The following is a 24,048-nucleotide window of genomic DNA, read 5'->3' on the forward strand; positions in this document are numbered from 1 at the left end:
GTGTTTTGAGCAGCCTGCGGCTAGCTTCCTAGTTTGCTCTTTGATTTTCATTGAGTATCAAAATGAAAAGGCAGACCTTATTCAAGAATCCGCCATTATCCAAAGATTAATCTTCAAATTTTTCATGATTTTTTTCATAGAAATCAATTAAACCTAGAGCTGTTTCAAATGAAATATTTTTTACTTTTGCACGACCCTGCGCTAGAGCAATGATAGACATTTCACGCGCATTCGTTTCTTTAGAGATACGGTAGCCTGTGATTTTCTTATCACGAACCCAGCCAACAACTGATTCTACTTTTTCAAAGTTTGACTTAGCCATGTCCTTCTCCTATTTTCTTATTTACGATATTTAATCGTATACGTTTTTATGTCTTTTGTCAATAAAAAAACATATATTCAATAAAATTAATGATTTATTTTTCTGTTACTATCTTATTAAAGCCGATAATATATAGGTTTTTCCTTGCTATAAACCATTAGTATGTTCCTAAAAAACAATTGCATTATTAAACTTTAAACTTGTAAAAATATTCATGTATACTGAATGCCAGTTTCTCAATAGGATAGACAGGATTTACTATTTCATTCTATATATTCCTTTTAAATCAACAAGTCCACTAAAGATAGTCTTTCACTCCACACTATCTCTAAACCATTCCGTTTTCTTTTTCCTTCTTTGGTTCCTTTCCTGTCCTTATCTATATCTTATTCGTTTCACAACCGGTACTACTTACTTTGTCCAATCTTGCACCTTCTGATTACATCCCCACTTTCCAGCTAGTCATTAAAAAACAGTATCACTAGCTGTTTCATATCTAGCACTATTGTTTATCTCACGAGTTTTTTCAGCAGACTCACCTAACAACCATCTCATAAACATTGATTATTTTTTCTAATTCCTATTATATTTAGACAAATCACAGATTACCCCTATATAAAATAGTGGATTTCAAAAATACTCCTTAAATATAACAAGTAATCTTACTCCCTTACTATAAACCAAATCAAAAATAATAGGTGCTATAATGAGTTGTAGTAGAAATAGCACGATAGATTTCCTAAGTCCATAGGAATCGCCCCCTTTCTTCACCTTCATTATAACACCTATACATCTGTTGTGCAAATAATATGATATTTTTTTATTAGTCCTCAGACAAGCATATTATAGAGCGTTTCATTACCATTTAAGTTAATATAAGCTGGATCAAAACCTTCCATTCGACGAATTAGACCTGCATAATCATGCTTATCTGCCAAGGCAATCCCAATCAATACTGGTCCTGTCCCCTTGCTAGCTCGTTTGATATACTCAAAACGTGTGATATCATCATTTGGCCCCAAGATATCATTTACAAACTCACGCAAAGCCCCCGGACGCTGTGGAAAATTAACCACAAAGTAATGCTTGATCCCATCATAAATCAAGGCACGCTCTTCCATTTCCGGCATACGGTTGATATCATTATTTCCTCCAGAAATGATACAACAAATGGTTTTCCCCTTGATATATTCAGCCAAAACCTCTAAAGAAGCGATACTAGCCGCTCCAGCTGGTTCTGCAACAATCCCTTGCTTAGAGTAGAGGTCAATCAAGGTTTCAGAAATCAATCCCTCGTCGACACCTACTAAGGTTTGAACATGTTGACGAGTTGCTTCATAGGTCAATTGACCTACCTTTTGTACAGCAATCCCATCCGCAAATTTGTCAATTTCCTTGAGTTTAACAGGCCCACCAGCTTCAAAGGCAGCCTTCATGGAACGTGCTCCATTAGCCTCTACCCCAATGACTTCAATTTCTGGACATGTTTCCTTAATATAAGTAGAAACCCCAGCAATGAGACCACCACCTCCAACAGGAACTAAGACAGCATCAAAATCAATCGATTCTTTTCGAGCTTCTTCTAAAATCTCATAAGCAACAGTCCCTTGACCTGCCTGGACATGAGCATCATCAAAAGGATCAATAAAGGTACGGTTTTCAGAGACTGTAAATTCTTGAGCTGCTTTGGCTGAGGCATCAAAGGTATCTCCAACTAGTTTAATGGTCACGAAATCCCCACCAAAAAAGCGAACCTGCCCAATTTTTTGTTGCGGAGTAGTAATGGGCATAAAGATAGTAGCAGGAATTTTCATCTCGTTACAAGTATAGGCAACTCCCTGCGCATGATTTCCCGCAGAAGCACAGACTACCCCACGTTCACGCTCTTCCTTGCTGAGTTGGGAAATGGCATAATAAGCACCACGAATTTTAAAAGAACGAACACGCTGGGCATTTTCTTTTTTCAAATAAATCTTAGCACCATACTTCTCCGATAAATAATGGTCATAATCCAGTGGAGTATTCACAACCACACCGTTCAAGACCTTATGAGCCTTGATGATATCTTTTGAACTTAACATCTTTTTCTCCTAGACTATTTCATACTATCGCAATCCATCCTCTTAAAAAGAGATGAATTGATTATAAAAGCGAGTTAGTCCCCCAACTCGCCTTCACCTTAATTTCTATCAATTAGTTATAGATTTTGAATGCATCATCGTCGTTTTTACCAACGAATGGCATTGCTTTACGCAATTCTGCACCAACTTTTTCAATTTCAAGGTTAGCTGCTTGTTCACGGTAAGCAGTCAATTTTGGACGTCCAGCTTTATAGTCATTTACAAAGTCATTTGCAAATTTACCATTTTGGATGTCTGCCAAGACAGCTTTCATGTTTTCTTTAACTTGCTCAGTGATGATACGTGGACCTGATACATAGTCACCATATTCAGCAGTGTTTGAAATTGATTGACGCATTTTCTTGAATCCACCTTCGTAGATCAAGTCAACGATCAATTTCATTTCGTGAAGAACTTCAAAGTAAGCCAATTCTGGAGCGTAACCTGCTTCTGTCAAGACTTCGAAACCTGCTTCGATAAGGGCAGTCAAACCACCACAAAGTACAGCTTGTTCTCCAAACAAATCTTCTTCAGTTTCTTCTTTGTAAGTTGTTTCAAGAAGACCTACACGAGCTGCTCCAACACCTTTACACCAGTCCATGGCAATGTTTTTCGCATTTCCTGTTGCATCTTGGTATACTGCGTAAAGAGCTGGTACACCAAATCCTTCTTCGTAAGTACGGCGTACCAAGTGTCCTGGTCCTTTAGGAGCACACATGAAGACATCTACATCCGCAGGAACTTTGATAAACTCAAAGTGGATATTGAAACCATGAGCAAATCCAACTGCATTTCCAGCTTCCAAGTTTGGAGCGATTTCTGCTTCGTACAATTCTTGTTGGATTTCGTCTGGTGCCAAAATCATGATAACGTCAGCCAATTTAGTTGCTTCTGCTACTGTGTAAGTGTCAAATCCATCTTCCTTTGCTTTATCAAAAGATTTACCTGGACGTACACCGATAATAACGTCACGACCTGAATCACGCAAGTTTTGAGCATGCGCATGTCCTTGTGAACCATAACCGATAACGGCGATTTTTTTACCGTCAAGTGCTGCTACTTTAACATCTTTTTCGTATTCCATTTGAACTGCCATAGTTTTTCTCTCTTTTCTATTATTTATTGCCTTTTAGGCTGGTTTAACAAATTTAAGTTGGATTTTTAATCGCGGGTAAATCCAGTTGCACCCGTACGAGCGATATTGCGAATACCGTATGGTCGAATGACTCGCAATAGAGCTTCACTCTTTTCAGCATTTCCTGTCATCTGAATGGTAATCGAGCTTGGCGCTACGTCTACCACTGTTGCACGGAAAGGTTGAATAATCGCTAGAATCTCAGCTCGCTTCTCAGCTGGCGCTGACATCTTAACCAAAATTACCTCGCGCTCCAAATGAGGCTTATCTGTAATATCACGAATGCGAATCACATCAATCTGACGATTGAGCTGTTTGATAATTTGCTCCACCTCATCATGTGAAGCGACATCAATAATAATGGTGATACGCGATACATTCGGATCTTCTGTTGCTCCAACAGAGATACTTTCGATATTAACCTGACGACGAGACAGGACACCGGTAAAGCGATTGAGGACTCCTGATCGATTCTGTAGTTTTGCTGTTAACATTCTACGCATGGAACTTCACCCCCAACATCTCATGATTACTCTTACCAGCTGGTACCATTGGTAACACCTGTTCCTTACGAGAAATATCTACCTCGATGAGCATAGGAACATCCTCAGTGATGACTTCAAGGTCTTGAGCCAAGGTCTCAGGATTATCAAACTTATAGTTTTTAATGCCATAAGCCTGTGCCATCAGTTGGAAATCAGGAAGGGTATCAAAGACCGACTCAGATGTTCTACCTTCATAGAAGGATTCCTGCCACTGACGAACCATTCCAAGCGAGTGGTTGTTCAACATAACCACCTTGATTGGCACTTTGTAAATATTCAAAATAGCCAATTCCTGGTTAGTCATTTGGAAACCGCCATCCCCAACAAATAAGACTACTTCCTTATCTGGGTTAGCAATTTTAGCACCGATTGCTGCTGGGATTCCAAATCCCATGGTTCCTAAACCACCTGAAGTCACTAACTGACGTTCATTTTGGTAAGGATAATACTGAGCCGTCCACATTTGGTGTTGACCAACGTCTGTTACTACAATGGCATCTCCGTTCGTCAATTCACCAATTCGTTCAATAACGGCCTGAGGTTGAACCACACGTTCTTTCTTATCATAAGAACGAACACGGTTCTTGTCTTTAGTAACTTTTTCAATCCATTTCTCAGTATTGTTATGAACGGTTGGTTCCGCCAACAACATTTGCAAAGCTTTCTTAGCATCTCCAACTACAGGAATATCTGCACTGATAATCTTGCCAATCTCGGCTGGGTCAATATCAATGTGAGCAACCTTAGCATTCTTAGCAAAGGTCTTAGGATTCCCCGTCAAGCGGTCATCGAAACGACAACCAATACTAATCATAAAATCAGCTTCCGTCATGGCAATATTAGCTGCGAATGACCCGTGCATGCCTCCCATTCCAAGGAAGAGTGGATGACTCGTTGCAATCGTTCCTTGTCCCAAAAGACTGGTTACCACCGGAATTTGATAGCGTTCTGCAAATTCATTTAATTCTGCAGCTGCTTCAGCATAACTAATCCCCCCACCAGCTAACAAGACTGGTTTTTTAGCCTTGGATAATTGCTTCAAGATTTTCTTGATTTGCATATCATTTGGCTCAAGAGTTGGCTGATAGCTTGGTAGGTTCACTTCTGGTGAATAGATGAAGTCGGTTTCTAAAGCAGATACATCTTTAGGTAGGTCAATTACAACTGGCCCTGGTCGACCTGTAGTTGCTATATGAACAGCTTCTGTAATGATACGAGGAATATCAGCTGTCTCACGAACTTGGTAATTGTACTTAGTGATTGGCATGGTAATTCCCACAATGTCTGCCTCCTGAAAGGCATCTTTCCCAATCCCAGCTCGTGCCACCTGACCTGTAAAGACCAAAAGAGGAACACTGTCGCTCATGGCATCCGCAATCCCTGTAATGGCATTTGTTGCTCCCGGTCCGCTAGTGACGACGGCAACACCCAACTTTCCAGTTGATTTGGCATAACCTTCAGCTTCATGCAGACAACCTTGCTCATGGCGTCCTAGAATGTGGCGAATGCCTTTAAAATTATATATCGCATCATAAAAAGGCAAGACCGCACCACCAGGATAACCAAAGATGGTATCAATTCCTAAATCACGAAGTGTTTCCAAAACTAGATCCGACCCCGTCTTAGGAGATTCTAAACTGATTTTCTCCATTGTTCCCCTTTCTCTTCTCTTAAAAATAACTTGTTACTATCATACCATTTTTTCAAAATTTTTCAAGACAAAAGAAGAAATTTTCTGAATTTTCTATTTTAACGTTTATTTATGAATGTTATTTTTGTTTTTATTAAAAAGATACCGATTTCATTTACTAAAAAAGAAAAAAGAACTGATTTCTCAGTCCTTTATTAATCTTATTCTACACTAAATAGGTATGGGTAAACTGGTTGTTGACCTTGGTGAATCTCGACTTCAACGTCTTCGAATTCTTCTGCGATTTCTTGAGCAATTTCATTAGCAAGTTCTTCGCTTCCATCTTCACCGACATAGAAGGTTACGATTTCACTATCTTCATCCAACATATGTTTCAAGGTTTCTGTCAAGGTTTGATGCATGTCAGGGTTTGACACGAGAATTTTCCCATCGACCATACCAAGATTATCGTTTTCATGGATTTCTAAGCCATCAATCGTTGTATCACGCACAGCTGTTGTGACGCTTCCGCTAACGACATCTCTAAGGGCTGCAGTCATACGCTCTTGGTTTTCTTCGATGGACTTGCTTGGATCAAAGGCAAGAAGACTAGTCAATCCTTGAGGAAGAGTACGAGCTTCAACCACTACTGCTGGTTGTTCCAAAACTTCTGCTGCAGATTGAGCTGCCATGAAGATATTCTTGTTATTTGGCAGGAAGATAATATTACGAGCATTGACCTGTTCAACAGCCTTGATAAAGTCTTCTGTTGAAGGGTTCATGGTTTGACCGCCTTCGATAACATAATCCACACCTTGAGAACGGAAGATATCTGCTAGACCTTTACCAGCCACTACAGCAATCAAAGCATACTCTTTTTCTTCAGCTGGCTTGCTAACTTGGGCAGCTTCTTTTTCAACCTGTGCTTCGTGTTGGTTGCGCATATTGTCAACTTTTACCTTGACCAAGCTACCATATTTGAGACCTTCTTGCATAACAAGTCCTGGATCTTCTGTATGGACATGAACTTTGACAATTTCATCATCATTGACAACGAGGAGAGAGTCTCCAAGCTCATTCAAGTAGTTACGAAATTCGTCGTAGTCAAAATCTTTGGAATAGGTTGGACCTTGCTTAAGAGCTACCATAATTTCAGTACAGTATCCAAATGTGATATCCTCAGTCGCTACGTGACCAGCTACAGACTTATGATGCTCCGCATTGATCATTTCACTCATATTAGCAGGAGTCGCTACAAAGTCCTCAGATGCAATATATTCGCCAGTAAGGGCTGAAAGGAAACCTTCGTAGATGAAGACCAGTCCTTGACCACCTGAGTCCACAACTCCAACTTCCTTCAAGACTGGAAGCATGTCTGGCGTTTTAGCAAGAGCTGTTTTAGCACCTTCTAAAGCTGCACGCATTACTTCAACAGCATCATCTGTCTGCTCAGCTTTTTTCTTCGCACCGATAGCAGCTCCACGCGAAACTGTCAAAATTGTTCCTTCAACTGGTTTCATAACGGCCTTATAGGCAACTTCTACACCTGATTGGAAGGCAAGAGCCAAATCTTGACCTGTTAACTCGTCTTTATTCTTAATGGCTTGTGAAAATCCACGGAAAAGCTGAGACGTAATAACACCTGAGTTCCCACGCGCACCCATCAAAAGCCCTTTAGCAAGAATGCTCGCTACCTCGCCAACTGTAGAAGCTGGCTTGTCTGCAACTTCTTTAGCACCATTTTCAATGGTCATTCCCATATTTGTTCCAGTATCTCCATCTGGAACAGGGAAGACGTTTAATGAATTGACATATTCAGCTTGCTTATTCAAGCGAGTTGATGCAGCCTGCACCATTTCTTGAAATAAGCTAGTAGTAATTTTTGACACGGTTATTCTCCTACAACTTTGATATTTTGAATGTAGACATTTACAGTCTGAGCAGTAATTCCAAGCTGGTTTTCCAAGCTAAAACGAACACGCTCTTGAATGTTTTTTGACACTTCGCTAATCTTTGTTCCGTAGCTCAACACGGTATATACATCAACTGCAATACTGCCATCTTCGGCCGCCTTTACGACGACACCTTTGGAATAATTTTCCTTACCTAGAAGGGCTTGGAAATTGTCTTTGAGGGCATTTTTACTAGCCATACCGACCACACCAAAAATCTCAGTTGCTGCTCCACCTACGACGGTTGCAATCACTTCATCTGTTAGTTCGATTTGACCATCTTTTGTATTAATTTTTACAGTCATCCTTTTTACCTCAACTAGTTGATACTCTATTTTATCATATTTCAGCCCAAGTGTAAAAGCAGAATACTGTATCAGCGGATATTTACTCTATTTTTCAAATGATTTTATACCTAAAGTAAAAGAAAAAGACCCTGAGGTCTCCTTACTTTTATTATTAAACGCGTTCAACTTTACCTGATTTCAAAGCGCGAGCTGAAGCCCAAACTTTTTTAGGTTTACCATCGATAAGAACAGTAACTTTTTGAAGGTTTGGTTTTACGGCACGTTTTGTTTGGTTCATCGCGTGTGAACGGTTGTTTCCTGATACAGTCTTACGACCTGTAAAGTAACATACTTTAGCCATTGTGTTTTCCTCCTATTAGATCTAATATAGCGGATGTGCTAGCACCACATACCGTACTATGTTATCACACTTTCTTCATTTTTGCAAGGGAATTGAAAGATTTTTTTATTTAACGTAAACAACTCCCAATTTCCCAAAAGCCACATCTCCACGGATAATCAAGGTTTTGCTGGTTGGGGCTAGAGAAGTATCTGCCTTGGCTACACCACAGAAAGTTTCCACCTTCAAATCAACTCTCCAATGTTGAGGAACATAGATAACTGCATTGCCAAAACCAACTTCCACTTTCAGGGTTGCGGTATCTCCTAACATCTCTGCATTGTCATAATATATCTTGGCATTGCCAAAACCAACTTCAACTTGGTCTTCTACCAATTCTTGGTCTTGCTTGTAGAAAGTCCCTGTACCAAAAGCAACTTCCTTATCTGTTAGAATGGTCTTTTTACCATCATACCACCATTTTTTCCCGTTCCAAGTCCTGTTAGAATGAGTGAGTGCGCTGACACCCATTACGATTAAAATACTAGCCCAGAACAATGACTGATTTGGAATCGGTAAAATGTCATAAAAATGATTAGCAATCATTAAGGCCACTAGGGCTGTAAAAGAGGCTGAAGTTAAGTGACGACGCAACAAAGCTCCAACTGATTGGTAGGCAAAAAAAGCAATACCAATCAAGGGCCAAATTTGCCCTCCAAGAGAAGGAATTCCAAAATTTCCTTGTAATAATATTACAGCTGCAAAAATAAGCAACACAATACCAAATGCTTTCTTTTTCATGTTCTTACCTCATGTTTCTTAGATTTTCTTTTAGGAGGGATTGGTAATGTCGTGAGACATGAACCTCCTTATGAGTCTGATAAAAGGAAATGGTGCCCGTTCCTGAAAAGGACTTGTCCACCGAGTAAACCTGACGGATATTTGCAATAGTCGACTTGGATACCCGACTAAAATAGCGAGGAAGGATAGACTCTAACTCATAGAGTTTGAGCCGAACTTCGTAGGCATCTTTCTGGGTATGGGCATAAATCTTGCTATCTTCCGTCTCAAAGAAGAGAATTTCCGATAAGTCCAGATAATATTCACCTGTTCCCTTGTAAAAAATCAACCTCGGAGACTTGGACTCTTGCAAGAGGCGCTGTAAATCCGCAATCTCATCTGTCAAAGTCGCTGCCTTGATGACAATTTCAGTTTCCTCTAAATTGCTGTCAATTTCGATTCGTAACTTCATTCCATCTCCTTTCTGACTCTACTATATCAAAGCTAAAATAAGAAAACAAGAGCAAAAAAGCAAGTGGTTACTTTAGACCCGTAAGTGGTTGTAAGGTTACCTTAACTTGCAGGTCAAAATAGAAAGAAAATCACACCCCACACAAGAGCACAAATATAGCCAACCACTACATCCTTGGGATAATGCACTCCCCCTAAGACTCTTACTAGACCGAGGAAAGCTGACAAGACCAACAAGATAAAGCCCACAGTTAGACTAGCATGTAAGCAAGCCATGGAGATAATGCTTGCTGAAAAGACATGACGACTGGGCATAGACTGACCAGGACTATCTCTGTCTAGTAGCGGGATAATTTCCCAAACTTCATAAGGCCTAGGAGCATTGATTTTTTTACGGAGAAGGGACAAAATCACAAAACCTGACGCTGGGATAAACACATAAATCAAGATTTGTCTCCCAAGTCCTTCTTGGAAATAGGTAGTGGCTAACAAGGTTAGATAAACTATAGGTATAACTACTGTCATCAACCGATTGAAAACTCTTAACAATCTCAGAAAGATAGGCTTATTTTCAATGTTAGCAGCCATGTGGTCATACCATTCTTGATAATTTTTCATATATTTTCTCATCACTTACTCAAATTTTGCTTACAGGGAAGCATTTGTCTTCTAGTATAGTGCAGAAAAAGAAGGCCGTCAAGCCTTCTTTCGATTTATTCTTCTGCTTCGTCTTCTGTAAATTGACTGTTGTAGAGGTCAGCGTAGAAACCAGCTTGCGCCATTAGCTCATCATGATTGCCTTGCTCAATGATATTGCCATCCTTCATAACCAGAATAAGATCAGCATTTCGGATAGTAGACAAGCGGTGGGCGATGACAAAGGACGTTCTGCCTTCCATCAAACGATCCATGGCTTTCTGAATCAATTCCTCTGTACGGGTATCAACAGAAGAAGTCGCCTCATCTAGGATTAGGAGTGGCGCATCTTTCAGCAAAGCACGAGCAATGGTCAAGAGTTGTTTTTGCCCGACAGACAAGGTTACCGTATCGTCCAAGACGGTATCGTAACCATCTGGTAGGGTCATGATAAAGTGGTGAATCCCTACAGCCTTGCTGGCTTCAATCACGCGCTCATCACTAATGCCCTCTTGGTTATAGATAAGATTGTCGCGAATGGTTCCTTCAAAGAGCCAAGTATCCTGCAAGACCATTGAAAAGGCATCATGTACTTCCGAACGCTTCATCTCCTTGGTATCCACACCATCGATGCGGATACTTCCCTTATCAATCTCATAAAACTTCATCAAAAGATTGACAATAGTTGTCTTACCAGCCCCAGTCGGGCCGACAATGGCAACCTTTTGACCTGCATGAGCAATCGCAGAAAAGTCATGGATAATAGTTCGCTCTGGTGTATAACCAAAGGAAACTCGCTCAAAGATCACTTGACCTTTCATATCGCTCAATTGTCTTTCTTTATGGGATTCGTCTTCCATTTCCTCTTCAGCTAGGAATTCGAAGACACGTCCCATGGCTGCACTAGCCTGCTGAAGGCTGGTAATCCCTTGGGCGATTTGTGAAAGAGGCTGAGAAAAGATACGAACGTAGGCCATAAAGGCAACGATAATCCCGATACTGATGTGCCCATTTAAGGCCAAGGCTGCACCAACGATAATCACTAAGGCATAGCTAAAGTTCCCAATAAACATCATAATCGGCATCATAATCCCTGAAATAAACTGAGATTTCCAAATACTGTCATACAGACGATGGTTTAATTTCGCAAACTCTTCTTTCGTACTCTCGATAGCATTATAACTGGTCACCACATTATGGCCAGAGTACATTTCCTCCACATAGCCATTGACAGCTGCCAAATCTTGTTGCTGATTCTTAAAAAATCCCTGTGATTTGCCCATAAAGACGGACACGAAAACAAAACCAATAAGGGTTGAAACAACCGTCACCAAGGCTAAAATCCAGTTCATCCCAAACATGGTTACCAAGACTGCCAAGACCAGTAAAGTGGATGAAAGAACTGTTCCCAGACTTTGATTGAGAGACTGGGCTGCAGTGTCAACGTCATTGGTTACACGAGACAAGGTATCTCCTTGAGAATGTCCATCAAAATATCCCAATGGTAGGCTATTGATTTTCTCTGCAATAGCTCTTCTCAAACGCTCTGAAAAACGTTGAATGGCTGTTGTAAACAGAAAGGCCTGCAAATAATTTGATAGAAGTCCAATCACATAAATCACGGCTAAAAAACCACCAATAACTGCAACCGCCACGACATCCACACTTGTTTCCAGACCACTTGCAATAATATTGGTCATTTCCTTGATGCGAGTTGGACCATATACAGTAATGATGTTGGATACGATTGTTGCTAGAAAGGCTATCAGAAGGGCAAACTGGAGACCTGCAAGATAGGGTTTACTCTGTTCCCAAAGAGACATTTTCTTATTTTCCATGTTCCAATTCCTCCTTCGATAGTTGTGAATAGGCAATTTCTTGGTAAACTTCGTTATTAGCTAGAAGTTCCTTGTGGGTGCCTTGTCCCACGACTTTTCCTTGATCCAAGACCAAAATCAAGTCTGCATCCATAATCGTTGAAATACTCTGTGCAACGATAAGCTTGGTCATAGACTTGGTTTTCTCTGCTAGCTCTTGGCGTAGGACTCGATCTGTCTTGTAGTCCAAGGCTGAGAAGGAGTCATCAAAGATGAGGATTTCTGGCTTCCGAGCTAAGGCACGCGCAATTGCCAGACGCTGTCTTTGACCACCTGAGAAGTTGGTTCCTCCTTGGGCCACTTCTGATTCTAAACCCGCTTCCTTGTCTTCGATAAAGTTCTTAGACTGCGCCAACTCCAAAGCCCGCCACATAGCCTGCTCACTAAGTGGTGTTTCTTGACTCTGTCCAAAGTCTAAATTACCCTTGACATCACCTGAAAAGAGAACCGCTTTCTGAGGAATATAACCAACCTTGTTGCGCAAATCTTCTAAGGCATAGTCTTGAACATTGACACCGTCCACCAGAATTTCTCCGTCTGACACATCGTAGAAACGTGGAATCAGATTGACCAGAGTTGATTTACCAGAACCAGTTGACCCAATAAAGGCCACTGTTTGACCAGTTGTTGCTTTGAAGCTAACATGCTCAACAACCGCCTCCGAATTTGCCGCATAGCGGAAGGTCACATCCTTAAATTCGACCTGACCTTTGAGCTTTTCATCAGCCAGCTGCACTTGAGCAGGGTTTTGGATAGAAGAATGCAAATCTAAAACCTGGTTGATCCGCTTAGCAGAGACCATAGTTCGGGGAAGAACGATGAAGAGTGCTCCCATGAGAAGGAAGCCCATGACAACCTGCATGGCATAAGACATGAAAACAATCATGTCACTAAAGAGAGGCAGACGCGCTATCGGAGCAGCGTCATTAATCACATAGGCCCCAATCCAGTAAATCGCCACACTCAAACCACTTGAAATCCCCATCATGATAGGATTCAAAATAGCCATAAGACGATTGACAAACAAATTCAAGCGTGTCAATTCATCATTTGCTGATGCAAATTTTTCATTTTGGTATTCTTCAGCATTGTAGGCGCGAACGACACGAATACCTGTTAAACTCTCACGAGTGATACTGTTCAGTTTATCTGTCAACCCCTGAATCAAGGACTGTTTTGGAAAGGCTAGCGTCATCAAAACAGTCGTCATTAAAACGTTGACAATCACTGCCACAAGTACGGCCCAGAGCCAGTATTCTGAATGACCTAAAATCTTCCCGATAGCCCAGATAGCCATAATTAGACCACGCGTAACTACTTGCAAGCCCATGGTAATCAACATCTGAACTTGAGTAATATCATTAGTGGTACGCGTTAAGAGACTAGGAATAGAGAATTTCTTAATCTCTGTCTGTGAGTAGTCTAAAACTCGATTAAAAATATCACTTCTCAGCCTACTAGTATAAGAAGCAGCCACTCGGGAAGCAAAAAATCCAACTGCAACTGCGGATAAGAAGGCTAGAAAGGACATTCCCACCATCATGCTTGCCGGCTGCCACAACTCATCTAAATTAGTTCCTTGACTACCTAGCAAATCCGTAATTTTCGAGATATAAGTCGGCACTTCCAACTCCAGATAGACCGAAAAGCAGGTAAAGAGAATGGCTAGTAAAATCATCCCCCATTCTTTTCTACTAATTCGTTTGGCTAATTTCTTCATTCTCTCCTCCTATTCCCTTGATATTTTCCTGTAGTTGACCGAGAACTTTCTCAAAAATCAGTAATTCATCTTCATCAATGTCTTCCATCAACTGCTTATCAATTCGTTCAAAAAAGGCCTTAACCTGCTTCATTTGAGAACGTGCTTTGTCCGTCAGACGAACAAATTTAGCCCGCTTATCGCTAGGACTCGCCTCCAATTCCACCAAACCATTTTGCACCATACGCTTGACCAAATTACTAGCAACAGACTTGGTAATATTGAGTTCCTGCTCGATATCTTTAATCAAGACCAAGTCTTGGTTTTTCTCACGATTATCCAAAAAACGCACAACTTGACCTTGCGGCCCACCCATAAATTCAATACCACAACGTTTGGCTTCCTTTTGCACCATGAGATGAATCTGATGACCAAAACGCTTAAAGACTAACATTGGTTTATCCATACTAACTCCTTTCTAACTATCACATTTAGTTCTCCTAGGAACTAAATAAGTTTTCATGAGAACTATTTTACCACTTTAAAAAGAGATGTCAAGAAAAAGTTTCCTAGAGAACTATTTTCTTGATTCAAAAAATCCCAAGTGAGCTTATCACTTAGGATCATGTTCTTTAGGTTAAATTAGAACCCGTCTACGTTTGTGTAGATTTTTTGTACGTCTTCGTCGTCTTCAAGAACGCTGTAAAGTTTTTCAAAGGTTTCAAGGTCATCGCCTGACAATTCCACTTCTGACTGAGGAATCATTTCCAATTCAGTAACTTGGAATTCTTCGACACCTGACTCACGAAGGGCAACGATAGCCTTGTGGAGGTCAGTTGGCGCTGTGTAAACTGTGATTGTACCTTCTTCTGCTTCTACATCATCCACATCCACATCTGCTTCTAGCAATTGCTCAAAGACTGCATCGGCATCTTCACCTGCAAATACGATAACCCCCTTGTTGTCAAAGAGGTAAGAAACTGAACCAGAAGCACCCATGTTTCCTCCGTTTTTACCAAAGGCTGCACGGACATTAGCCGCTGTACGGTTGACATTTGAAGTCAAAGTATCAACAATCAGCATAGAACCATTTGGTCCAAAACCTTCGTAACGTCCTTCTGTAAAGGTTTCATCTGTGTTTCCTTTTGCTTTATCAATCGCTTTATCGATAACGTGTTTTGGCACTTGGGCTTGTTTAGCACGGTCGATAACGAATTTCAAAGCAGTATTTGATTCTGGGTCTGGATCACCTTTTTTAGCTGCTACATAGATTTCTACACCAAATTTTGCATATACTTTAGAGTTAGCTCCATCTTTAGCCGTTTTCTTGGCTACGATATTGGCCCATTTACGTCCCATTAGGAATCTCCTTTTTTCACATTTTAATCTTTCTTATTATAACACAAGTTTTTTCGATTTTCACTAGAGGAAATGGATTTTATTTAGCAAATACAGCTAGGATTGCACTTTGGTTACCAAGATGTCTTACCTTTCTATCTTTATCAACATTCAAAAAACAAACTAGACCATTATCTGCAAATAGAAAGTTTCAGCCAAGTTTGACAAAGTCAGCTCAAGCTACTGTTTTGAGGTTGTAGATATAAGCGATAAAAACCATTATACTGCACCTTTTGTTGACAGTCTACTCCAGACATATCATAGTTCAAGTAAATACTTTGAAATTCAACAGTTCTTATAGGAGCTATTGCATTCTAAGAAGTCAATAGAAGAGTTTCTAAGCAAACCTCTAATACTCAATAAAAAATCAAAGAGCAAACTCGAAAGCTAGCCGCAGGTTGCTCAAAACACTGTTTTGAGGTTGTAGATATAAGCGACAAAAACCATTATACTGCACCTTTTGTTGACAGTCTACTCCAGACGTATCATAGTTCAAGTAAATACTTTGAAATTCAACAGTTCTTATAGGCGCTATTGTATTCTAAGAAATCAATAGAAGAATTTCTAAACAAAACCATAATTTATGTGTTCCTGAAACAGAAATTTATGTTCTTTTTGATTTCACATGATACTGAAATTAGACTAGTACACTGGCACTTCTAAAACAAGCAAAAGGTAGCTAATCCCCTGTATAGCAAGGAGTTTCACTACCCTTTTTACTTTTTTACACATCCTGTTTGATAGACTCATTTTAACATCACGAGCATACTCCAATGGAAATCGCTAGGCAAGAGATAAACTTTCAGATATTCACAGAGAGATCATCGCCTCTTTTTGTCGCAAACATTCTTCTCTCCTAATCATTTTCTACCTTATCCTCTACCTGAGGATAAAGAGTCGTTCCCCAAATAGAAATCGTCCGCTTGCGCACTAGGGGCAAATCAGTTTTTTCATAAACCGTACGCCACCATTCCCAGGCAAGTCCGGTACACTCTCTAATTTTGACAGAGAGATTGCGAACATTTCCTTTTAAAGGAATACTAGTGGTAAAATGAGCCGTCAAATCCTGCCCATTTCTGTCCCAAGCCTTAGCAGTCAAGATTTCCTTACCTTGATGATCATAGGATAATTCATCCCAAGTAATGTAATATTGGGCAACATAGGCACCACTATGATCCAAAAGTAAATCTCCGTTTCTGTAAGCTGTCACCTTAGTCTCAACATAGTCTGTACTGTTTTGAAAGGTCGCAACTACATTGTCACGTAAAAATGAAGTTGTATAGGAAATCGGCAAGCCTGGGTGATCTGCTGTAAAGCGACTGCCTTCTTGAATCAAGTCCTCTACCATATCCACCTTGCCCGTTACAACTCGAGCACCCGAACTCGGGTCGCCTCCTAAAATAACTGCCTTCACTTCTGTATTGTCCAAAATCTGCTTCCACTCTGTCTGAGGAGCTACCTTGACTCCTTTTATCAAAGCTTCAAAAGCAGCCTCTACTTCATCACTCTTACTCGTGGTCTCCAACTTGAGATAGACCTGGCGCCCATAAGCAACACTCGAAATATAGACCAAAGGACGATCTGCAGAAATTCCTCTCTGCCTCAAATCCTCTACCGTTACAGTATCTTGAAACACATCTCCTGGATTTTTAACAGCATCTACGCTGACTGTATAATAAATCTGCTTAAAATTGACAATCTGAATCTGCTTTTCGCCCGAATGGACAGAATTAAAATCAATATCAAGAGAATTCCCTGTCTTTTCAAAGTCAGAACCAAACTTGACCTTGAGTTGTTCCATGCTATGAGCCGTGATTTTTTCATACTGCATTCTAGCTGGGACATTATTGATCTGACCATAATCTTGATGCCACTTGGCCAACAAATCGTTTACCGCTCCGCGAACACTTGAATTGCTGGGGTCTTCTACTTGGAGAAAGCTATCACTACTTGCCAAGCCAGGCAAGTCAATACTATAAGTCATCGGGGCACGATCGACCGCAAGAAGAGTGGGATTATTCTCTAACAAGGTCTCATCCACTACGAGAAGTGCTCCAGGATAGAGGCGACTATCGTTGGTAGCCGTCACGGAAATATCACTTGTGTTTGTCGACAAGCTCCGCTTCTTTCTTTCGATAACAACAAACTCATCGGGTAGCTGATTCCCCTCTTTGATGAAACGATTTTCAATACTCTCTCCCTGATGGGTCAAGAGTTTCTTTTTATCATAATCCATAGCTAGTATAAAGTCATTTACTGCTTTATTTGCCATCTTCTACCTCCTAATAAGTTCCTGGATTGAGTTGCATAAACTCAGACTTGTTCAGCGAAATCAGCCGTGGTTGGACTAAGTGATCCAAAATTTCCTCGTATAATTCTTCTGAGACATTGCGTCGCCGTCTGGCTAGATAAGAAGTCGGAATAACCGTATTATCCAACATAAATACCTTATCTAAGTCAATCAAGGTTGGTCTTGTAAAAGGATTACGAGCTAAATCTGGCTCTTCTATCATAAAGTTCTTGACCAAACGTCTGGTCAAGAGAGCTGGTTTGAAGGTCTGATTTTTAACTAACTCTTTGTTTTTAGTCATGCTGTTGTCAATACAAATATACATATGATTCTTCACAGCCAAATCGCTACTAATAGTCGGAAAAGGCAAATAAAGAGCTACAACATCTCCTCTCTTAATCAAGCAAGAGCACCCCCTTTTCTCCTAATGTAACATAGACAGGATTGACCAAGTCTTCTGATTGGCTCAGAATTTCCAAAGTTTGAGTTTGGCGCCCTGTCAATTTAGTAGCATCTTGTCTCTTCAATACAAAATGCTTGTCGCCAATTACCTTGACACTATAATCCTTCTCCAAAGCTGACTGGTAAATCCACATCAGATATTGTCTGTCCTGAGAACTCAAGAGAGAAGGATGTCCAAGTCTCCCTACAGACTGATAAAAATCAAAAACAGGAGCCAAAGCCTGCCAATCTGACTGGCTAGTTGTCAAGGCTAGAAAAAGGGCTTTGCGAGCTGATACTTCTTGGTTAGCCTTGAGAGTCCCCTTGCCCTCCAAGTTTTTTAGAAATTGGGAAACTCCAGAAAGCAAATCTTTCTCTAACTGCGAGAAATAAAAACCTTGCCTTCCCAGACATAAGTCTCTCAAGTCACTTTCTCTAGCAAATAAGAGTTCAAACAGTTGATAGTAAAAGAAAAATATCTGGCACTGAGTCGCGCTCATCTTTTCCTTATCGGCTTCTTTTTTTAACCAGAGCAAGGGCAATAGGTAGCTGGATTGATACATTTCCTCCACCTCCTACTCTTTTTTCTCTGGAGCATCTGCACTAGCTGCCACTTCTTTTGACTGGATACTTTCCCACTGGTTAATTTCCTCTGAGATAAGACCTTCGCATGTCTTGACAAATAGGGCAAAAGCCTTGGTCTTTCCTGCATATTTCTCCGTTTGGCATTGATAGAGGAATTTTTCCCTTTCCAGGAGTTGCGCAGTTTTTTGGTAAGAAATCCAGTGTTCCTTGGCATTATACAAATTGAGAATCCCCTCACACAGCAAGCCTAGACTGGACAAGGCAACTGAAATCAAACGATAGCGATCACCTGGCATAGGAATAGCACAAAAGACAGCTATGAGAAAACCTGCCACGATTTCTGTTATTTTTAATACCTTATAGCGTCTACGATGTTGAACGCTTTTCTTTAAAAAATGAGCTATCTGTACGTCCAATCGCTCTGTCAAGTACATTTCTTCTGGCGTCATGTTCGTAACCCCTTTCATTTACTTTGATAATCATAGTATAACATATTTGAATATCAAAGTATAGTAAAAACTGGAAAGCTATATCTTATTATAAAATCTAAATATGAAATATTTGTGAAATAAGGGAAAAATATCACAAAAAGGATGGAACAAAAAGTTTCAAAATGATAAAAACGCATAATACCTTGCCTTAAAAAGCTTGATATTATGCGTTTTATCAGAGAAAGATTTTCTGAATGTTCACCTCAAATTGAGTTTTTCCAACATTCTATCAATCACTATTCTAGCTAGTTTCCAACTCGTCTAAACTTTGCTTATCTTAACTGAGCAAGAATAGCTTTGAGTTTCTCAAGCAACTCCTCTTCTGTGCGGTCAGACTCTTTCTCATTGGCTAGGAAGGCAACTGCTTGAGCGAGAGCTTCTCGTGCTTGGTCGAGGACTTTGACATCTACACTTGTAAGGTCGCCTTCTTGCAGAACCTTAGTCAATTCCTTGGTCAATTTCTTGAGTTCTGACTCTTTCTTGCGACGAGCGATGAGGAAGAGAAGGAGACCAAGAAGGGCGAGCAGGCTGCCAATCATGGTGCCGTATGGAAGATGACCTTGCTCTTTGCTTGTTTCTTTCATTTCTTCTTCATCCTTAGTCGCTTGCTTGCCTTTCAAGGATTCGAGTGCTTCTTTGACCTTAGCAGTAACTTCTCTCAAGCCTGCCTCTGTCAAGTCAGCATTTCTAAGGGCTTCTTGACCCTCTCCGAGAATGATCTTCGCAGCGTCGATGACAGATTGATCAATACCATCCAAGTCTTTCAAACGAGTTTCCAAGTCTTGAATCAAATCTCTTAAGACTGATTTATCAACCTGTTTCTCTTGACTCGATTGAGTACCTCCAGCAAAGGATACACTTCTTCGGCTACGAGCTGGCGCCGTCACAGAACTTCCAGATAGCCCTTGTGGAGACTCTGGTGCTGTCGCATTTCCTGTTTCCCTCTCTTGAGCAGATGGATCAGTAGCTTGATCCGTCGAATTTCCCGAATGAGCTGGAGCGCTTGGAGTAGTAGGCTGATCTTGGTTATTTGCATCGCCTTGACTACCATCAGCTGTCGCTGTGACATTGCCGATGGCTGTCAGACCTGCCTCTTTGGCACTAGTGACACCAGTTTGGTTCGTTGCTTTATCAACTTCTCCTTCGGCTTTAGTCAAGGCTGCGTCTACTTTGCCTTTGGCTTCATCCAATTCTTCTTTCGTCAAGTGCTGAACTTTTGCCAACTCCTCTTTCTTAGCTTGAGCTTTCTGTTGTAGGGCTTGTTTGGCCCCATCCCTATCAATCGGATCTGTAGCTTGAATACTTCTATCTGACAGAGGGGAGATATAGTCTTCTTTTGGAGTTTCTGTTCCTTGATTGACAATTGCTAAAATCGCTTTCAGAGGTTCTTTTCCTATATTCTCTTTTCTATAATCAGTCAGAGTAAATACAGCAGTCCCGTCAGTCTTCACTAGCGTTACAGCAACAACTTCATACCCTTCTGCATGAGGATTTAACCAGTTATCACTATTACGACCACCTCTAACTAAAAAAGCTTTTACCTGTGTTCCAGATTGAATATGAGAACTTGGTAAATTTCCTGGCATTCTCACAGTAACTATTGGCTTATCATTTGCTTTTCCTTTTAAATCTTCGCTACTTGTATCAAATGAAACTTTAGGAAGATGGAAAATCATTGTTAATTCTTTTTGTACACTATGACCATTTTCCGCAATTGCTGTGACAACTATTCGCCTAGCTCCAAAAACATTTTGTGGTGGTGTACCAGTTGCTCGCAATACAGCTTTTCTAGTACCTTGTCCTTCTAATCGAAGATTTAAGTTCATTCCTTCTAGACCACTTACAGTGATATTTCTAATATTCGAATTATCTGATTCTGCAACCCAAAACAAGTCTTTACCGTAGAATGGCGTATTATTCTGAAAATTCTTAGCAGTTCTATCATCGGTTAAATCTGTATACTTTCCATTTGGACCCGGTCCCCTTTTTCCATAACCAACTCTAAGATTTGAAGATATGGTATCTCTCTTACCTCGAGAATGCGAGGAGAAGCTCCCACCATTCTTTAATTGAGTTGCCTTTTTATACTCCTCAAGTGCAGCATTAAAGACAGCATCATCTACAAGACCATCTCCCGATGCCCCCAATGCTTCATTGAGTTTATCGTAGGCTTCCTTGAGTTTTTGGACTTGTTCTGGATTTTCAGTGCTGATCTTCAGTTCTTGGAGGAGAGTATGGATTTTTTCTGATAAAGGATAGCTCCCCTGACCATTTGTGTAGTCTGTAACTTCCTCCGTCGTTTCTTTGATTTCTTGATTTTCTGCTGGTGCTAGCATTGCAGGAGGGGTTAGTTGTCCTCTGCGACCTCGCCCCGTCTGGGAGTTGGGCTTACTTCACTTGTAGTCGCGCTCCCTCCTTCCCCAAGCTGAGCTGGGGATGTGAGTCCACCAGCCAAAGCCTTGTTGACCTCCTCAGTCAAGGCTTTCATGACTTGAACCTGGGCATTAACCTCCTCTTGACTGGAGTTTGGATTATCAAGAACAGCTTTAGCTCTTGCTAGACTTTCCTCTACACGAGCATGGAGTTCTTTCATAGAATCCAGAGTCAGATTGGCAAGTAAAGCTTGTAGACTAGTTTGAGCAGATTGGGCAAGCGACTTATCTACAACTATACTGATTGCCTCTGCTTGATTCTCTTTCTTACCTTCTTCGCTATCTTTTACTAGAGACTTGTTTTTATCTGAACTTTCTTGATTGCCTTGGGTAGAAGGCTCTAGCTGGTTGGGATTTTTACCAGAAGTTTTTTCGCTTAAAGCCTCAGCCCCATCCGAGGAAGAACTTATAACATCACTGGTTCTAGCCACTTCGCTCTCTGTAGCTGGAGAAATATCAGGCGTTTGCGCCTGTACTGTCCCATTGGCAAAAAACATCAGCGCCGCAACGGCAACGCTGGCAGCACCAAAGTGGTACTTCCTTATTGAATAACGGAAAATTTTCTCTCCATTACCATCATTCTTTTTCTTGAACATAAGTGAATCCTTTCCTTGCCTGAGAGCTTCCCTGAGCTTAGAAAGCGCGCAAAAAGCCGACAGACGATAATATATCAACTCTATACTAACACTTCTGACATACAAATCAACCCCCTCGCTGATAGTATAGAGTCAGAAAATGCAAGAAAAAAGCGACATTATATATATATATATATAGACGTATAAAACCTTTTGATACAGCCTATTTTTTAACAAATATACAAGAGTTATACTACATTTATATATGCACAACATCATCTGCACCATTTTTACGATATTATTACATTTTAATTACAAACTCATTTCGAAATATAAGATGGAAATCTGAGTATTTTATAGTAATTCCCTTCCTATCAATTAGGTCAACAGTTGAGCATTACACCCTATCCTCAGCAAAGGACTATGATCAGCATTTCCTAGCCGCTAGGACGCTCCAAATCACCTATTCTAAGTCCATCATAGCTTGGGTCAGTAAGATACAGACTGCAAGGCGACGCTGACGGGTTTGATGAGATTTTCATTGAGTATAATTTTAACTTCTTACTTTTCATTCCTATTCCTTAAATAAAAAGCTCACTAAAAAAGTGAGCAACATTTCCAATGAGATACTTCTGTTGACGAGCGCGTCTCTCCGCCCCCTCATTGCCTTGCGAAGAGGCTTGGCGAATCGAAAGGAGGTGTTTTTTCCTGTTTTCAATTCTACTTATTTTTGTACATTTTTTTAATTTTATCAAACAAAAAAACGCAAGCCGAAGCCTGCGAAAAGTTTTTTTATAACCATTTAATTTCTTTCACATCTGTTTTACGAACTTTAGCATATTTCTTAGCGCTTGTAAAATGTAGAGTAACCGGTTTAAACATTCCACTTTTATCTCTTCGTAAACCTAAAATTGCGGATCTTTTGTTTCTATCTTCAAAAAATATGACGTCCAACTTCATAGTGTTTTTAGATAAATCTTTGGCTAGGATACAACAACTTGTTATCCTAAAATAGAAGATATCACCGATAAAACTATACAAAGATATCCTTTCTATAACATCGTTGTACATGGGATTATTTTTATATTCTTCCAAAATAAAAACACCAGCTTGAATAGCAGGTATTGTTTGACTAGCATAATCTCGTGTGATTTTGTGCAAGCCAAATAAGTGATGTAAATCAGTCAAGCAAAAATCTACTTCGAAAGTCTCTAAATGCTTATAATTCGTTGATACTTGACATGTTTTTCCATCGAATTTCTCTTGATAATCTAAAATACAATCAAGTAATTTCAACGACAAACTCCATATTTTCTCAAAATAAAAAAAGCACGGGGCAGTTCTCACTACTGCCCAAAGTGGATGATTAGAGTCGGCTTCTCTAACTCCCTATGTTGTGCTTATTAGGCTTATCGCAAGGGAACAGTTTTTAGCTCTGCCAAGCCACATAGCGTGCTTACTACTATGTGTCCATGTCTCCATGGATTGCCGAGCGTTTAACGACGTTTTGGGAGTCGGGATAACGAGAAAAGTGATACTTTTACGTTTTTTCCAACTTAATTATGACATCTTTCTTTAAAAAAGTCAATATTTATCGCTTTCTTTAACGAAAAAAATCCCACAAGAACGAATCCTGTGGGGAGATACACATTTTAGAAAAGCTTTCCTTTATTCTACTATTTTTCTTGTATTTTATCATTCAGTATGATAAAATACAAGTTTTTTGATAAAATAACCAAAAACTACTCGCTATCCCCTCTCATATCACCCTACATATCGTTTGACATGCGACTGATAGTTCAGGGAAACTTCAAGGACAACTTTTCTCTCATCCCCTATGCAGGTCATTTCTACTCTTATAGGCTCAATTTGACACTTTTCTTCTTCGAAGTGCTCATATGCCTACTGAATAGTGAGTTCGATTTATCCAAATCTATTTTTGTCTATTTTGATGAACACTTCCACGAAGATAGTCTGAAAAAGAAGCCGCCCCAATTTTCCTTCTCTTTTTAAGCATATTATTCCAGATATGATTCCCCTCT

Annotated in this window: 22 protein-coding genes; all 22 read right to left on the minus strand. The window is 40.2% G+C overall.

Going from position 1 to position 24,048, the window contains the following annotated elements; all coding sequences use genetic code 11:
* Positions 1-106: 106 nt before the first annotated feature.
* Positions 107-322: a hypothetical protein gene (locus ADH54_RS07825; RefSeq protein WP_001130036.1), complete on the minus strand. Its 216-nt coding sequence runs from the start codon at positions 320-322 to the stop codon at positions 107-109.
* 830 nt (positions 323-1,152) lie between these two features.
* Positions 1,153-2,403: a threonine ammonia-lyase IlvA gene (gene ilvA, locus ADH54_RS07830; RefSeq protein ID WP_049524679.1), complete on the minus strand. Its 1,251-nt coding sequence runs from the start codon at positions 2,401-2,403 to the stop codon at positions 1,153-1,155.
* Between the two features lie 112 nt (positions 2,404-2,515).
* The gene (gene ilvC, locus ADH54_RS07835; RefSeq protein ID WP_020902728.1) at positions 2,516-3,538 is read right to left on the minus strand and encodes a ketol-acid reductoisomerase; all 1,023 of its coding nucleotides are present in this window, start codon (positions 3,536-3,538) and stop codon (positions 2,516-2,518) included.
* Positions 3,539-3,603: 65 nt separating this feature from the next.
* On the minus strand, positions 3,604-4,080 hold the full coding sequence (gene ilvN / locus ADH54_RS07840; RefSeq protein WP_001253803.1) for an acetolactate synthase small subunit: 477 nt from the start codon (positions 4,078-4,080) through the stop codon (positions 3,604-3,606).
* Positions 4,073-5,773, minus strand: coding sequence for an acetolactate synthase large subunit (locus ADH54_RS07845; protein ID WP_000411735.1), 1,701 nt, complete (start codon positions 5,771-5,773; stop codon positions 4,073-4,075). The genes ilvN and ADH54_RS07845 overlap by 8 nt, the downstream gene beginning before the upstream one ends.
* Before the next feature lie 200 nt (positions 5,774-5,973).
* On the minus strand, positions 5,974-7,641 hold the full coding sequence (locus ADH54_RS07850; protein ID WP_049524680.1) for a DAK2 domain-containing protein: 1,668 nt from the start codon (positions 7,639-7,641) through the stop codon (positions 5,974-5,976).
* Between the two features lie 2 nt (positions 7,642-7,643).
* Positions 7,644-8,009, minus strand: a complete 366-nt coding sequence (locus ADH54_RS07855) for an Asp23/Gls24 family envelope stress response protein (protein ID WP_000216437.1) — start codon at positions 8,007-8,009, stop codon at positions 7,644-7,646.
* Positions 8,010-8,163: 154 nt separating this feature from the next.
* On the minus strand, positions 8,164-8,352 hold the full coding sequence (gene rpmB, locus ADH54_RS07860; RefSeq protein ID WP_001140948.1) for a 50S ribosomal protein L28: 189 nt from the start codon (positions 8,350-8,352) through the stop codon (positions 8,164-8,166).
* A 105-nt stretch (positions 8,353-8,457) separates the two neighbouring features.
* Positions 8,458-9,132, minus strand: coding sequence for a LiaF transmembrane domain-containing protein (locus tag ADH54_RS07865; RefSeq protein ID WP_049524681.1), 675 nt, complete (start codon positions 9,130-9,132; stop codon positions 8,458-8,460).
* 4 nt (positions 9,133-9,136) lie between these two features.
* Complete coding sequence (locus ADH54_RS07870; protein WP_049524682.1) at positions 9,137-9,583, minus strand: LytTR family DNA-binding domain-containing protein; 447 nt, start codon at positions 9,581-9,583, stop codon at positions 9,137-9,139.
* Between the two features lie 113 nt (positions 9,584-9,696).
* Positions 9,697-10,200, minus strand: coding sequence for a phosphatase PAP2 family protein (locus ADH54_RS07875; protein WP_049524683.1), 504 nt, complete (start codon positions 10,198-10,200; stop codon positions 9,697-9,699).
* 95 nt (positions 10,201-10,295) lie between these two features.
* The gene (locus ADH54_RS07880; protein ID WP_049524684.1) at positions 10,296-12,056 is read right to left on the minus strand and encodes an ABC transporter ATP-binding protein; all 1,761 of its coding nucleotides are present in this window, start codon (positions 12,054-12,056) and stop codon (positions 10,296-10,298) included.
* On the minus strand, positions 12,046-13,815 hold the full coding sequence (locus ADH54_RS07885) for an ABC transporter ATP-binding protein (RefSeq protein ID WP_049524685.1): 1,770 nt from the start codon (positions 13,813-13,815) through the stop codon (positions 12,046-12,048). Before ADH54_RS07885 ends, ADH54_RS07880 begins: the two co-directional genes overlap by 11 nt.
* Complete coding sequence (locus ADH54_RS07890; protein WP_049524686.1) at positions 13,790-14,260, minus strand: MarR family winged helix-turn-helix transcriptional regulator; 471 nt, start codon at positions 14,258-14,260, stop codon at positions 13,790-13,792. The genes ADH54_RS07885 and ADH54_RS07890 overlap by 26 nt, the downstream gene beginning before the upstream one ends.
* Before the next feature lie 176 nt (positions 14,261-14,436).
* Positions 14,437-15,153, minus strand: coding sequence for a YebC/PmpR family DNA-binding transcriptional regulator (locus tag ADH54_RS07895; RefSeq protein WP_049524687.1), 717 nt, complete (start codon positions 15,151-15,153; stop codon positions 14,437-14,439).
* Between the two features lie 895 nt (positions 15,154-16,048).
* Entirely contained in the window at positions 16,049-17,464 is a 1,416-nt protein-coding gene (gene ply, locus ADH54_RS07900) for a cholesterol-dependent cytolysin pneumolysin (RefSeq protein ID WP_049524688.1), read from the minus strand.
* 10 nt (positions 17,465-17,474) lie between these two features.
* Positions 17,475-17,885 carry a hypothetical protein gene (locus tag ADH54_RS07905; RefSeq protein ID WP_000595757.1) on the minus strand — a complete coding sequence of 137 codons (411 nt, stop codon included), beginning with the start codon at positions 17,883-17,885 and terminating at the stop codon, positions 17,475-17,477.
* A complete protein-coding gene (locus ADH54_RS07910) occupies positions 17,878-18,486 on the minus strand; it encodes a hypothetical protein (protein ID WP_049524689.1) in 609 nt (202 codons plus the stop codon). Before ADH54_RS07910 ends, ADH54_RS07905 begins: the two co-directional genes overlap by 8 nt.
* 12 nt (positions 18,487-18,498) lie before the next feature.
* Complete coding sequence (locus tag ADH54_RS07915) at positions 18,499-18,957, minus strand: DUF4231 domain-containing protein (protein WP_031233612.1); 459 nt, start codon at positions 18,955-18,957, stop codon at positions 18,499-18,501.
* A 314-nt stretch (positions 18,958-19,271) separates the two neighbouring features.
* Positions 19,272-21,335 carry a DUF1542 domain-containing protein gene (locus ADH54_RS11475; RefSeq protein WP_080980826.1) on the minus strand — a complete coding sequence of 688 codons (2,064 nt, stop codon included), beginning with the start codon at positions 21,333-21,335 and terminating at the stop codon, positions 19,272-19,274.
* 11 nt (positions 21,336-21,346) lie between these two features.
* Positions 21,347-22,027: a YSIRK-type signal peptide-containing protein gene (locus tag ADH54_RS12480; RefSeq protein WP_080980827.1), complete on the minus strand. Its 681-nt coding sequence runs from the start codon at positions 22,025-22,027 to the stop codon at positions 21,347-21,349.
* Between the two features lie 771 nt (positions 22,028-22,798).
* Positions 22,799-23,302, minus strand: coding sequence for a PBECR4 domain-containing protein (locus ADH54_RS12070; protein WP_049524690.1), 504 nt, complete (start codon positions 23,300-23,302; stop codon positions 22,799-22,801).
* Positions 23,303-24,048 lie beyond the last annotated feature (746 nt).

Source organism: Streptococcus pseudopneumoniae, from assembly GCF_001072315.1.
Lineage (GTDB): Bacteria > Bacillota > Bacilli > Lactobacillales > Streptococcaceae > Streptococcus > Streptococcus pseudopneumoniae_R.

Coding starts and splice junctions, on each gene's coding strand:
- ADH54_RS07845 (WP_000411735.1), bottom strand. CDS start 5,773: ATGGAGAAAATCAGTTTAGAATCTCCTAAGACGGGGTCGGATCTAGTT.
- ADH54_RS07870 (WP_049524682.1), bottom strand. CDS start 9,583: ATGAAGTTACGAATCGAAATTGACAGCAATTTAGAGGAAACTGAAATT.
- ADH54_RS07825 (WP_001130036.1), bottom strand. CDS start 322: ATGGCTAAGTCAAACTTTGAAAAAGTAGAATCAGTTGTTGGCTGGGTT.
- ADH54_RS07910 (WP_049524689.1), bottom strand. CDS start 18,486: ATGTATCAATCCAGCTACCTATTGCCCTTGCTCTGGTTAAAAAAAGAA.
- ADH54_RS12480 (WP_080980827.1), bottom strand. CDS start 22,027: ATGTTCAAGAAAAAGAATGATGGTAATGGAGAGAAAATTTTCCGTTAT.
- ADH54_RS07915 (WP_031233612.1), bottom strand. CDS start 18,957: ATGACGCCAGAAGAAATGTACTTGACAGAGCGATTGGACGTACAGATA.
- rpmB (WP_001140948.1), bottom strand. CDS start 8,352: ATGGCTAAAGTATGTTACTTTACAGGTCGTAAGACTGTATCAGGAAAC.
- ADH54_RS11475 (WP_080980826.1), bottom strand. CDS start 21,335: ATGCTAGCACCAGCAGAAAATCAAGAAATCAAAGAAACGACGGAGGAA.
- ADH54_RS07875 (WP_049524683.1), bottom strand. CDS start 10,200: ATGAAAAATTATCAAGAATGGTATGACCACATGGCTGCTAACATTGAA.
- ADH54_RS07880 (WP_049524684.1), bottom strand. CDS start 12,056: ATGGAAAATAAGAAAATGTCTCTTTGGGAACAGAGTAAACCCTATCTT.
- ADH54_RS07890 (WP_049524686.1), bottom strand. CDS start 14,260: ATGGATAAACCAATGTTAGTCTTTAAGCGTTTTGGTCATCAGATTCAT.
- ilvC (WP_020902728.1), bottom strand. CDS start 3,538: ATGGCAGTTCAAATGGAATACGAAAAAGATGTTAAAGTAGCAGCACTT.
- ilvN (WP_001253803.1), bottom strand. CDS start 4,080: ATGCGTAGAATGTTAACAGCAAAACTACAGAATCGATCAGGAGTCCTC.
- ADH54_RS07865 (WP_049524681.1), bottom strand. CDS start 9,132: ATGAAAAAGAAAGCATTTGGTATTGTGTTGCTTATTTTTGCAGCTGTA.
- ADH54_RS07885 (WP_049524685.1), bottom strand. CDS start 13,815: ATGAAGAAATTAGCCAAACGAATTAGTAGAAAAGAATGGGGGATGATT.
- ADH54_RS07895 (WP_049524687.1), bottom strand. CDS start 15,153: ATGGGACGTAAATGGGCCAATATCGTAGCCAAGAAAACGGCTAAAGAT.
- ADH54_RS07855 (WP_000216437.1), bottom strand. CDS start 8,009: ATGACTGTAAAAATTAATACAAAAGATGGTCAAATCGAACTAACAGAT.
- ply (WP_049524688.1), bottom strand. CDS start 17,464: ATGGCAAATAAAGCAGTAAATGACTTTATACTAGCTATGGATTATGAT.
- ilvA (WP_049524679.1), bottom strand. CDS start 2,403: ATGTTAAGTTCAAAAGATATCATCAAGGCTCATAAGGTCTTGAACGGT.